The following is an 11069-nucleotide window of genomic DNA, read 5'->3' on the forward strand; positions in this document are numbered from 1 at the left end:
CGCAAATGCATGGCTTCGCACGCGAGGCCGGTCGACCTGCCTCGCAGCGGACTACGCTGTACGGACATGTGAATACTTATGCACTTGAAGCGGCTGAATAGCCCTGATTTGAAGAGGATGATTGAGATGGCAGAAACAATCGCAGTAATCGGCGGAACCGGCAATCTTGGTGCGGCGATCGCGCGGCGACTAGCCAAGGCTGGTCGTACTGTCCTTATCGGTTCCCGCTCGCAGGAGAGCGCGGAACGCGCTGCGGCAGAATTGGGCTTTGGCCTTTCCGGCCGGGCGAACGCCGATGCGGCCCGTGAAGCGGACATCATCATCATCGCCGTGCCCTTCGCGGCCCAGGCAGGAACCATTGCCGACATCGCGCCGCATTGTGCCGGCAAGATCGTCGTGGATACCACTGTGCCACTGGTGCCGCCCAAGGTGATGCGCGTTCAGCTGCCCCCCGAAGGCAGCGCCGCCCAACGCGCGCAGTCCCAGTTGGGAGAAGACGTCACCGTCGTATCGGCTTTTCACAATGTCGCGGCTCACAAGCTTGCGACCGATGAGGCGATCGATTGCGACGTGCTGGTGTTCGGCGATGACAAGGCAGCGCGCGAACAGGTCGTCGAACTGGCCGGTTTGATGGGCCTGCGTGCCTTTCATGCCGGCGCGCTCTGCAATTCGGCTGCCGCGGAGGCACTGACCTCGATATTGATCTTCATCAATAAAAATTACGGCCCCGGCGAAGCAGGTATTCGCTTGACCGGCATTTTGGAATAAGCGCGATCGGCACGCTCCCGATGAACCGAAATGGCATGACGAATGATAGAAATCTGCCCCCTAACGGGGATCGGCGAAATCGAACAGCACGCCGCTCTCGATGAAATACTGGCAGACAGCATAGAAGCGCTCGGTCTCGCACCCTTTCGCGATGGCGACATACTGGTCGTTACGCAAAAGATCGTATCCAAAGCGGAAGACCGGTTTGTCGATCTGGCCCAGGTCGTGCCTGGGCCAGAGGCGCTGCGCCTTGCTGAAATCACGCGCAAGGACGCGCAGCTTGTTGAACTCGTCCTGGCGGAATCGCGCGCGGTGCTGCGTGCGGTTCCCCATGTACTCATTACCCAGCACAGAAGCGGCCATGTCATGGCCAACGCCGGGATCGATCGCTCCAACATCGGCGATCGACAGGGTGACTATGCGCTGCTGCTGCCTGAAGATGCGGACGGGTCGGCCGAGCGTATCAGGCAGGGGCTGAAGCAGCGCTTTGGTCATGCGCCCGCCGTCGTTATCTCGGACAGCTTTGGTCGTCCCTGGCGCATGGGGATCGTCTGCGTCGCCCTCGGTGCAAGCGGGCTGCCAGCGCTTCGGGACAAGAGGGGCGAGATGGACCGGGACGGACGGGTTCTGGAAGTGACGCAGATCGCGCTTGCAGACATGGTAGCGTCAGCGGCGGGGCTGGCGATGGGGGAAGGGTCCGAAGGCGTGCCTGCGGCTCTCGTCCGTGGGCTGCACTGGACCGAAGCGGATAGACCTGCATCCGTGATCGTCCGCCCGATAACGGAGGATTTGTTCCGATGACGGAAAAGATCGTCGTGTTGACGGGCGGTGTCGGCGGCGCGAAGCTGGTTCTGGGCCTGTGTCAAGTCATGCCAGCCGATCAGGTCGTAGCGATCGTCAATACAGGCGACGATTTCGAGCATCTTGGTCTCAATATATCGCCCGATATCGACACGCTGCTCTATACGCTGGCGTTGAAAGCTGATCGCGAAAAAGGCTGGGGTCGCGCGGATGAAAGCTGGAACTTCATGGCTGCGTTGCGATCGCTGGGCGGGGAAGACTGGTTCCAGCTTGGCGATGGTGATCTGGCGCTGCACATCCTGCGGACTGCCCAATTGCGGGCCGGCCATGCGTTGAGCACCGTGACCGCGCAGTTTGCCGCCGCATGGAATATTGGCGTGTCCGTGCTGCCGATGAGCGACGATCCCGTCGCCACGATCGTGACGACCGATGAGGGCGATCTGGCGTTCCAGCGTTATTTTGTCGAGCGCCGGTGTATGCCGCAGGTCAGCGCCATCCGCTTTGAGGGCGCGGGGATGGCCCGTGCAGCACCGGGCGTCCTGGAGGCGATCACCGACCCTGCAACCAGCGCCATCGTGATCGCGCCGTCCAATCCCTATCTCAGCATCGACCCCATCCTGTCCGTGCCTGGGATAAGCGACGCCCTTAGAAACAGCGTGGCACCGGTAGTTGCGGTCTCGCCGATCGTCGGTGGCAAGGCGGTAAAGGGGCCGACAGCGAAACTGATGGCCGAACTTGGCCAGTCTGTGTCGCTTTCGACGATCGCGCGGCATTATGAAGGATTGATCGATGGCCTGCTCATCGATTCCGGCGACGACGGCAGTGCGCTCGGCGTCGCATCGGCAGCGACGGATATCATGATGAACAGCCTTACGGACCGGGCGCGGGTGGCGCGGGCAACGCTGGCGCTGGCGCAAACATTGCGGTGATCAACTGGACGGCGGTAATCCCGTTCAAGGGGCGCGCGGCGCGCAAGACCCGTCTTGCGGGGATTTTCTCTGAAGAGCAGCGTGACCGTTTGAGCTATGCCATGTTCAATCGCACATGCGCGGTGCTCGCTGGCTGCGATGCTGTGGGGGAGATCGCCGTGCTGTCCGACATACGCCCGCCAGCGTGGCACGGTCGCCTCATCGGCGACGCGGGACGGGGCCTCAATGCCGAGTTGAACAGTCTTGCAGCGGATCTGGCGACACAATGTCTGCTCGTCATCCATGCCGACCTTCCTTTGCTGGAACCGCAGGACATTGGCGACCTACTGGAAGCGGCGGGCAGGGCATCAATGGCCATCGCGCCGGATCATGCAGGGACTGGCACGAATGCGATTGCGCTGGTCGACCCGGCCGGGTTCGCCTTTCACTTTGGTCCGAATAGCTTCGTGCAGCACGTCGAAGCCGGGCAGGACAGAGCGGCCATCATCCATCGCACCGGCTTGTCGCTCGATATCGACACGCCGGAGGATTATGACCGGGCCTGCCGTCATGCACCGGAAATCAGGCGCTGGACAGCGGCGTAACGGGTCTTGTGAATCACACAGACGCGCGTACCTTGATCCGTTATACCAGCTGCAATAGTCAGATTTCTGGCATATTGCGGATGTTGGATTTCCCCCCGGTCAGCGCACGCCCGAGCAGTTCGAGCGACAGGCCGGCATTGAGCGCATTGTGGCGCGAGCCGACGCTCAGGTCACGTCATGTCCGCCGCCTCGCGAGCCAGGCGCATGGCGTAGCCGCAGTCGGCCTGGGTTTTCACTTTCTCCATCTTCGTGACCGGCCGCTCCTGCGCGATGCGATCGACGACGTCGCAGGCGCGGTAGACATCCATCCAGGCGGAGTCGATCTTGATCGCGGCTTCCCCAGCTTTGCCAGCAACAGATGGGAATCGGACTGGCGATCATCATTCCAGGACAGGGCGGTCGTTCATCTTTTGACGGACTGATACCAAGTTTCATTGATCAGAACCCGTGTGCCCAGTCTCGGAGGCCGATGGACATGATCTTCCACGGCCGATCGACGAGCTGATTCCAGGCGCAGGTGCAGTGATCGACAATCTCTTCATAGGAACCGAACACCCGGTTCGACAGCCAATTGTCACGCATGAATTGTCAGATGTTTTCCTGCGGATTGAGTTCAGGGGTTTTCGAAGGGATCGGCACGATGGAAACCCCATCAGCAGTCGCTCGCCTTCGGCGCAGCGACCATGGCTGCGGGTCATGTTGGTGAAGGTCCAGGCTTCATCGATAAAGACAAGCCGTTCCGGTTCGAGATCGACCTGCCCCTCGAACCAATCATGCCGCTGCTTCAGGACGCCGGGGCGGTCCTGCTCGATTGCATGGCCAGTTTTTTTTGCGCGTCATGCCTCGGCGGACGAAGAAACGATGAAGTCCTGCCACCGAGACGATCAGGCCGGTGTCAGCCAGCGCTACCCGAAGTTCTTCCAGCGAAATGTCCTTACGCGCCTTCCAGATAGAGAGGACGTCCGCCGCTCGCCCCTCGATCCGACGCGAAACCGACCCGCTGCATTGCCTTGAAAAGCCTTATAGCGGATCGGCGAATGAACCAGCTTATATTGGATCGGTCGATTGCAGAACCGAGCGGTTGCCTGGAAGCATCTGGTTAAAAAGCGCATCTATTTCGACGTCGGAAGAGATACGCCGCAGCTCCAGAAGCTCGACCGCGTTTCCGATCGCATAGCGGCTGGCGGGTACCGGCGCTTCCAGTGCTTCAATGATAGTTGCTGCCACCACATCGGGCGCGACCGCGACTTTGTCGGCGCTCTGGGAAAACGCCTTTTGCTGCTCGAAATAATGTCCGTAATTCTGCCGGCCTTCTTCGTCGAGCTGCACAAGCCCGCGATCCAGCTGCGCTCCAAAACCATGCACCATGGCAGTCGAGATCGCGCCGGGCTCTATCAGCGAGACAGGTACGCCCCACTGACCCGCTTCCAGGCGCATGGTATCGGCCAGGCCTTCCAGCGCAAATTTCGAGGCGGTGTAATATCCAAGTAGCGGAAACGCGATCTTGCCGGACATCGATCCCACGAAGATGAAGCGACCCTTGTTCTTGCGGATATGCGGAAGCGTAGCCTGATAGATGGCGAGATTGGAAATCGTGTTGATTTCCATCGTGCGTCGGAACGTCTCGATAGGCGTCGTTTCCAAAGGGCCAGACGGATTGACGCCAACACAACTGATGACGGCGTAAAGCGGGCGGTCGCTGCGCTCAAGGGCTTTCACAAGCTGGGACGCGCCCACATCGGCAGAGGAGAAATCGGCAACGAAAAGATCTACCGCGTCAAGGCCGTTGGCCTTCATCCCCTCAAGATCGGCGTCATTCAATGCGGAACCCAGTACGTTGTAGCCTGCGTCCTGCAACTGTCGTGTCAGACATTGCCCCACGCCGCCTGAGGCTCCCAGTACCAAGATCGTGCCGGACTGTGCTGCACCTGCTGACATTGCTTATCCTCTACCAAGAATCATATCATCGTTGCGCCAGCTTCCAGCTTGACTGCGCGCTTGACCGGTCGCGCGCCCAATAGGCCAAAAGCGAAGCGCCGATGCAACGAATCCATTATTTAGAACCTATATACTACATTACACGCCCCGATGTGAATAGGGTAGCAGCAGGATATCGCCTGCGCCATGGAACGATAGTCGGGGCCGCGTTGTTCGATTTTTGACGGGAATTTATTATGAACGACAAAGGTGGGCGATCAATTTCAAGGGACCATGAGTTTTCTGATGCTGACAATATCGGCAATCTCGTCGGCACGGACCATGTTGGCGATGATGATGGTGGGCAGGTGGCTGACGATCCAATCGCCATGAAGCTTCCGATCGAAGAAGGTGATTTCAGCGCGCAGCCGAGTTAAGAATTCTTGGTCATGCGGTTCGGACGGGGCAGGCGGCGATGTCTGTCGTCACGTCCCTTGGCAGCGGCTTTTCCGTGTCCTATATTTATATGAGGACTACTTGCGCATAGCCGGTGAAAGCGCGCTATTCTAGCGCGTTCAGACCTCATTTGTGGAACACGGCGCGCTGTGTAAAATGGCCGTTGAGGCGCGTCCCGTTAGAGGGATGGCTGTAAAAATGGATTGCGTTAGGACGGATACCATATTAGGTCCTACATACTGTTTTTATAAATGATGAGGGTGCCATGGATTACGATTACCAGCGGGGCTTCGTCACTTACCCCGATGCGGAACCTGGTAGCTCTGGCGAAAAGGCGCCGTATATCGATCATGGCACCGCGCGGGTTGATCCCAAACGCTTCTACAGCAAAGAAGAAGCCGACCTTGAGTGGGACAAGATGTGGACGAAGACCTGGCTTTTCGTCGGACTGAGCCATGACATCGCGGAGGTCGGCGACTGGTTCAAGGCAGACTATGGCAAGGAATCCTTCATCATCGTGCGCAATGCCGAGGGTGATGACGGGATCGCGGCCTATTATAACGTCTGCCCGCATCGCGGAAACCGCATCGTGCATGACGATTTCGGCAGCGTCGGCGGTGATGCAAGCCAGGGCGGCTGCATCTTCACCTGCGATTTCCATGGCTGGAAATTCGGTCTCGACGGCAAGAATGTCGAGATTCGCGATGAGATGATTTTCCGCAAGGAGGCGGTCGCCCATCGTCCCGGACTGAAGGCGGTGCGATGCAGCGTCTGGAACAGCCTAGTGTTCATCAATATGGACCTGAATGCCAAGCCCTTGCTGGACCAACTGGACGTCATCCCGAACCATCTCGCGCCCTATCCGTTCGAAAAATACAAGGTGCTGCGCGATATCGAGACCTGTTGGGATGCGAACTGGAAGACCGCGCTTGATGCGTTCATTGAATTTTATCACGCCGATGACGTGCATCCCCAGGTTGCGCCGTTCACCGAGACGCTGGGTTGTCAGTATGATCTCTATGGCAATGGCAACAGCCGGATGATCATTCCGATCGGCAGCGTTCCCGTGCGGTTTGAGGATCGCGAATCGGTACCCGATGGAATGAAGGCGTTTCTGCAATTTTATGGCGGCGACCCGGATGATTTCACCCATCTCAAGGGCTATGAATATAACAAGGCCTTTGCCGAAACGCGGCGGAAATGGGCAAAGCGGCACGGCTACGACCATTTCGAGAATCTGACCGACGATCAGGTCAATGATGACTGGAATTACTTCATCTTCCCGAACGTGACGATCAATGCGTTCAGTGACTCCTTGCTGCTCCAGATTTTCCGTCCGCACGAAACCGAACCGCGCAAGAGCTATTATCGCGCCATTTCGTTATGCCTGCCAGTGGGCGGTTCGAACGATATGGTCATGGATCCTGGTCAGTTCGGCCCTGAAGCCGTGTCCCCTCCGGGTTGGGACGGATCGATACGGCCAGAAAAGATCGTTCCCCAGACGCTGGCGGATTTTGGCTCAGTCCTTGCGCAGGACGCCGTCCGCGTGCCGGAAGTGCAAAAGGGCATCGAGTCGTCCGCGTTTGACGGCTACGTCCTTTCAGAATCAGAGAACCGCATCCGACACTATCTTGCTGAGCTTGACCGACTGATGGGGCGGGGCTGAGCGAGCAATATGAGCGAGACCACAAATCTCTTCGAGAGCGTCGAAAACGTCGAAATCAAGCTTTCCCGCACCAAGACCTGGAGCGGGCTGGAGACGGACCCGGCCTATTTCCCCAAGGAAAAGGACGACGCGTATAGGGAAAATCTCGGCGATCCAGGCAGCTATCCGTTCACGCGGGGTGCCTATCCCCAAATGTATCGCAGCCGAATGTGGACGCTGCGAAACATTGTAGGCTATGGATCGCCAGAGGATACACGCCAAGGCCTGGAAATGGTGCTGGCCTCCGGCGGAACGGGTGTCAGTATCGTTCCGGATCCGCTGACTACGCAAAGCGTAGATCCTGATCACCCTGCCTTCGGACCGGAAGTGGGCCTGGAAGGCTGTTCGCTCCCGACGTTGCGCGACGCCGAACGCCTTCTCGATGGCGTGGATCTGGCGAAGGTCGACACCGCCTGGCATTGGGCGGCCATGGCCTATCCATTGATCGCATCGGTGCATGTCAAGCGCGGCCAGCCGTTGTCGACGCTGCAAGGCTCGAACATGCCGGACATGCTGCAACAGACGCTATGCGGCTGGGGCAAGCATCTGGTGCCTGCTGAATTTGGTCACAGAATAGCGGTCGACGAGATAGAATTCAGCGTCCGCAACAGCCCGAAATGGGCGCTTGGGATGCCACAAGCCTATGACCTGCGCGAACGTGGTCTTTCTCCCGCAGGTGAAATCGCTCTGGGCATGGCCATGATCAACAAGACGATGGAGGATCTGATCGATCGCGGCCTGACCGTGGATCAGGTCGCGCCCAGCCTGGCGTGGGTTTCGACCTCCGACATCGACTTTTTTGAAGAGATCGCGAAGTTCCGCGCGCTACGCCGCTATTGGGCGCGGACGATGAAGGAGCGGTTCGCATCGCAAGATGTGCGCGCTCAACGCCTGCGGATTGCCTGCCACACGTCTGGTAAATCGCTGGTGTATAAGCAGCCGCTCAACAATCTGACACGGACGGCCATTCAGGGCCTGGCGGCGCTGTGCGGCGGTGTGCAGTCGCTGGAAGCCTGCACGTTCGACGAGCCGGTTTGCGTACCGACCCATGAGGCGCGCGAACTTGCCACCCGGCAGCAGCAAATCCTGGCCAATGAAGTCGGCGCGGCCCGCGTGGCCGATCCCTTTGGCGGCAGCTACTATATCGAGGCGCTGACGGATCAGGTGGAAGCCGAAGCCGTGGCCATGCTGACGCGGATCGAGAAAATCGGCCTTATCGAAGCAATCGCCAGTGGCCAGATCGAGCAGATGATGGACGATTTCAACTTCGATCTGCAACGCGAGATGGATAGCGGCGAGCGCATCATGGTCGGCGTCAATCAATTTGTCCCGGAAGACGAGCCATCGCCTACGCGCTTCAAGTTTGATCGCACTAACACATACGCCCATATTCGTCGGTTTTCGGAACTCAAGCAGCAGCGCGATCAGGGCCGCTGGTCAGAGTCTTTGAAACATGTCCATAATGTCGTTCGTGACGGTAATAACCCGATGCAGGCGATGATCGACGCATTCGTTGCCGATGCCAGCATCGGCGAGATATGGGGGACGGTACGCGTCGCCTATGGTCATGCCTTCGACCCCTATGGTCACCTTCAAGCACCGCTGAGTTACACATGAGCAAGCCAAATACTGTAAAATGCATGCTTGGAATGCTGGGCACGGATGTCCATTCGAAAGGCATCCGCACATTGGCGCGTCTGCTAAGCGAAGCCGGAGGCATCGACGTCGATTATATCGGCGAACATAACAGCGTCGAGGGCATGGCCGCTGCCGTCGCCGAGCGGAAGTCCGACGTCGTAGGCATCAGCTTCTCGTCCGCTGCCTATGTCGAATATACGCGCCAGTTGATCGAAGCGATGAAAGCAAAAGGGGTGGGGCACGTCCCCGTGATCCTCGGAGGGATCATTCACCCCGATGATGTCGACGAACTTAAGGAAATGGGCGTAGCTGGCGTATTCGGGGCCGGGTCCAAGACGCAAGACATCATCCTGTTCGTGCAAAATGCCGGTGTGCCTAGCATATGACGGTCTATGTCGATGTCTGCGCGGTGGAAGACGTTCCAAGCGGCAAACATCGCGCATTCTTGGTCGATGACACCTCCATATTGATATTCCGCATCGGCGCTGAGTTTTATGCATTGGAGAACCGCTGCACCCATCTCGATTTCCCGCTGGAGGGGGGGCGACAGATCGGCATGAACATCATTTGCCGAAAACATGGTGCGCGCTTCGATATATGTACAGGAAAAGCCATCGTTGGCCCTGCGGTCGATCCACTACGCCGCTTTTCCGTTCGCGTCCGCGAGGGGCGGGTTGAGGTGAAACCCGTTGCGGAGCAGGGGAGCAACCCTTTCGTCAGGCAGGCGGGCTGAACGTTCGCTGTCGCTTTGAGAGAACACAGTAACTTGGTGAAGCAGGAGTCGGGTATTGGAAAGCGCTAAGAAGAAAGCCGTTCGTCAATATATCGACGCGGTAGGCCGTGGCGATGCTGCAGCGATCCAGGCGGCTGTAACCGAAGATTATACCCACGAGTTTCTAGGCACCACGGTGTTGCGCGGCAAACGATCGCTGGCGGACATTTTGGGTCAACTCGACGCGTTCATGGCAGCCCTGGCGCGACCGGGCGAATTTACCTTTCAGGAGATGGTGGAGGAAGGCGATATCGTTTCCGCCATGTTCTCGGGCAAGTGCGAACTGGCAAACGGCAAGAGGTTCGATGGCGATTATGCGATATTCTGCCATTTCCGGGGCGACAGGATTCTGGCCATGCGCGAGTTGATCGACACCAAGCTGGCGGACAGCGTGCTGGTTTGAACCGAAGGATTGGCATCTTTGGGTGTCACAGATAAAATCAGGAAGGCGAGCGATGTTCGATCTTACAGGCAAAGTGGCGATTATAACCGGTGGGGCCAGCGGCATCGGCGCTGCTGCGGCCCGCATGTTTCATGACCTGGGTGCCAGTGTCATGATCGGTGACATCCAGGTCGATGCGGCTCGGGATCTGGCGAGCGAATTGGGCGAGAAAGTGTTGGTCTCTCGCCTCGATGTGACCCAGGCTGCGGATTGGGAACGGGTGATCGCGGAGACCGAAGCGGCTTTTGGTCCCGTAAACGTCCTGGTCAACAACGCCGGGCATCCGGGGCACTGGAAGCCGATCGCGGACCTGAGCCTTGAGGAATATCGCATGGTATGCGCGATTAATCAGGAAGGCCCGTTCCTGGGCATGAAACTGGTCCTGTCCTCGATGATCAGGGCAGGAGGCGGTTCCATCGTCAATAACTCGTCCGGATATGGCTTGGTAGGGGCCGCGAACAATATGGATTATTGCGCGTCAAAATTCGCGGTGACGGGGATGACGAAGGCTGCCGCGATCGAATATGCCCCACTGAATATCCGGGTCAATTCGGTCCACGCAGGCGTCGTACTGACGCCCATGGTCAAGAGCACCATGGAGAAACTGGGTTCCGACGCGGATATTTTCATTTCCCGCATGCCACTCAATCGCGGGGCCGACCCTTCCGAAATTGCCAACGTATTCGCATTCTTGGCATCGGACGCATCGAGTTTCGTCACCGGTGCTGCGCTTCCCGCCGACGGTGGATTGACCGCTCAATAGGCGGCGCGCTCGTTGGACCAGCCATAAAAGGAGAGGATCGTGTCTCTAACGCAAGAGCAATTGCAGGTGCTTTATGACAAGCAATGCCTGCACGACAACCTCGTTACTTATTGCCGGGGGGCCGACCGACACGACGTCGCTCTGATGAAGTCGACCTATTGGCCCGATTCCCATGACGATCATGGGGGCTTTATCGGCAACGGCCAAGATTGGGCAGATGTAGCCTATGGGTGGCAGGATAATACCATCCGTCCGTGATGCTGACTCACGTGGGGGATTCCCAAAGCGGCGAAA

At 58.3% G+C, this 11069-nt stretch carries 13 protein-coding genes and 3 pseudogenes; 12 read left to right on the forward strand and 4 right to left on the reverse strand.

Annotated features, from left to right (window positions below):
- Positions 1-126: 126 nt before the first annotated feature.
- From npdG to cofC, 4 genes are read left to right on the forward strand one after another with little or no spacing between them, the layout of a single operon-like run.
- Positions 127-768, forward strand: coding sequence for an NADPH-dependent F420 reductase (npdG, locus tag ACODR8_RS19545; RefSeq protein ID WP_489008804.1), 642 nt, complete (start codon positions 127-129; stop codon positions 766-768).
- Positions 769-810: 42 nt separating this feature from the next.
- Complete coding sequence (cofE, locus tag ACODR8_RS19550) at positions 811-1569, forward strand: coenzyme F420-0:L-glutamate ligase (RefSeq protein ID WP_489008798.1); 759 nt, start codon at positions 811-813, stop codon at positions 1567-1569.
- Positions 1566-2498: a 2-phospho-L-lactate transferase gene (gene cofD, locus ACODR8_RS19555; RefSeq protein WP_489008799.1), complete on the forward strand. Its 933-nt coding sequence runs from the start codon at positions 1566-1568 to the stop codon at positions 2496-2498. Before cofE ends, cofD begins: the two co-directional genes overlap by 4 nt.
- On the forward strand, positions 2495-3082 hold the full coding sequence (gene cofC, locus ACODR8_RS19560) for a 2-phospho-L-lactate guanylyltransferase (protein WP_489008800.1): 588 nt from the start codon (positions 2495-2497) through the stop codon (positions 3080-3082). The genes cofD and cofC overlap by 4 nt, the downstream gene beginning before the upstream one ends.
- Before the next feature lie 170 nt (positions 3083-3252).
- On the opposite strand, the pseudogene ACODR8_RS19565 reads toward cofC, so the two are convergent.
- From ACODR8_RS19565 to ACODR8_RS19580, 4 genes and pseudogenes are all read right to left on the reverse strand, one after another.
- Positions 3253-3432 (reverse strand): annotated as a pseudogene (locus ACODR8_RS19565) (acyl-CoA dehydrogenase family protein); the annotation flags it as partial.
- An 88-nt stretch (positions 3433-3520) separates the two neighbouring features.
- Positions 3521-3712 (reverse strand): annotated as a pseudogene (locus ACODR8_RS19570) (IS630 family transposase); the annotation flags it as partial.
- 11 nt (positions 3713-3723) lie between these two features.
- Positions 3724-3912 (reverse strand): annotated as a pseudogene (locus ACODR8_RS19575) (IS630 family transposase); the annotation flags it as partial.
- 217 nt (positions 3913-4129) lie between these two features.
- Positions 4130-5020 carry an SDR family NAD(P)-dependent oxidoreductase gene (locus ACODR8_RS19580; RefSeq protein ID WP_224551150.1) on the reverse strand — a complete coding sequence of 297 codons (891 nt, stop codon included), beginning with the start codon at positions 5018-5020 and terminating at the stop codon, positions 4130-4132.
- Positions 5021-5256: 236 nt separating this feature from the next.
- On the opposite strand from ACODR8_RS19580, the gene ACODR8_RS19585 reads away from it, so the two are divergent.
- The 8 genes from ACODR8_RS19585 to ACODR8_RS19620 all read left to right on the forward strand — a co-directional run bounded on the left by ACODR8_RS19585 (position 5257) and on the right by ACODR8_RS19620 (position 11033).
- Entirely contained in the window at positions 5257-5436 is a 180-nt protein-coding gene (locus ACODR8_RS19585; protein ID WP_489008801.1) for a hypothetical protein, read from the forward strand.
- Positions 5437-5720: 284 nt separating this feature from the next.
- Positions 5721-7121, forward strand: a complete 1401-nt coding sequence (locus ACODR8_RS19590; RefSeq protein WP_224551152.1) for an aromatic ring-hydroxylating oxygenase subunit alpha — start codon at positions 5721-5723, stop codon at positions 7119-7121.
- 9 nt (positions 7122-7130) lie between these two features.
- A complete protein-coding gene (locus tag ACODR8_RS19595; protein WP_224551153.1) occupies positions 7131-8777 on the forward strand; it encodes a methylmalonyl-CoA mutase family protein in 1647 nt (548 codons plus the stop codon).
- A complete protein-coding gene (locus tag ACODR8_RS19600) occupies positions 8774-9184 on the forward strand; it encodes a cobalamin B12-binding domain-containing protein (protein WP_224551154.1) in 411 nt (136 codons plus the stop codon). The genes ACODR8_RS19595 and ACODR8_RS19600 overlap by 4 nt, the downstream gene beginning before the upstream one ends.
- Complete coding sequence (locus tag ACODR8_RS19605) at positions 9181-9531, forward strand: Rieske (2Fe-2S) protein (RefSeq protein WP_224551155.1); 351 nt, start codon at positions 9181-9183, stop codon at positions 9529-9531. Before ACODR8_RS19600 ends, ACODR8_RS19605 begins: the two co-directional genes overlap by 4 nt.
- Positions 9532-9586: 55 nt before the next feature.
- The gene (locus ACODR8_RS19610; protein WP_224551156.1) at positions 9587-9973 is read left to right on the forward strand and encodes a nuclear transport factor 2 family protein; all 387 of its coding nucleotides are present in this window, start codon (positions 9587-9589) and stop codon (positions 9971-9973) included.
- A gap of 52 nt (positions 9974-10025) precedes the next feature.
- Complete coding sequence (locus tag ACODR8_RS19615; protein WP_489008802.1) at positions 10026-10775, forward strand: SDR family NAD(P)-dependent oxidoreductase; 750 nt, start codon at positions 10026-10028, stop codon at positions 10773-10775.
- Positions 10776-10814: 39 nt separating this feature from the next.
- Entirely contained in the window at positions 10815-11033 is a 219-nt protein-coding gene (locus tag ACODR8_RS19620; protein ID WP_489008803.1) for a nuclear transport factor 2 family protein, read from the forward strand.
- Positions 11034-11069 lie beyond the last annotated feature (36 nt).

The organism is Sphingobium sp. FG58, from assembly GCF_057809055.1.

Excerpts from the sequence above, each read along its gene's own strand:
- npdG (WP_489008804.1), top strand. The coding sequence starts at position 127 with ATGGCAGAAACAATCGCAGTAATCGGCGGAACCGGCAATCTTGGTGCG.
- cofE (WP_489008798.1), top strand. The coding sequence starts at position 811 with ATGATAGAAATCTGCCCCCTAACGGGGATCGGCGAAATCGAACAGCAC.
- cofD (WP_489008799.1), top strand. The coding sequence starts at position 1,566 with ATGACGGAAAAGATCGTCGTGTTGACGGGCGGTGTCGGCGGCGCGAAG.
- ACODR8_RS19580 (WP_224551150.1), bottom strand. The coding sequence starts at position 5,020 with ATGTCAGCAGGTGCAGCACAGTCCGGCACGATCTTGGTACTGGGAGCC.
- ACODR8_RS19585 (WP_489008801.1), top strand. The coding sequence starts at position 5,257 with ATGAACGACAAAGGTGGGCGATCAATTTCAAGGGACCATGAGTTTTCT.
- ACODR8_RS19590 (WP_224551152.1), top strand. The coding sequence starts at position 5,721 with ATGGATTACGATTACCAGCGGGGCTTCGTCACTTACCCCGATGCGGAA.
- ACODR8_RS19595 (WP_224551153.1), top strand. The coding sequence starts at position 7,131 with ATGAGCGAGACCACAAATCTCTTCGAGAGCGTCGAAAACGTCGAAATC.
- ACODR8_RS19600 (WP_224551154.1), top strand. The coding sequence starts at position 8,774 with ATGAGCAAGCCAAATACTGTAAAATGCATGCTTGGAATGCTGGGCACG.
- ACODR8_RS19605 (WP_224551155.1), top strand. The coding sequence starts at position 9,181 with ATGACGGTCTATGTCGATGTCTGCGCGGTGGAAGACGTTCCAAGCGGC.
- ACODR8_RS19615 (WP_489008802.1), top strand. The coding sequence starts at position 10,026 with ATGTTCGATCTTACAGGCAAAGTGGCGATTATAACCGGTGGGGCCAGC.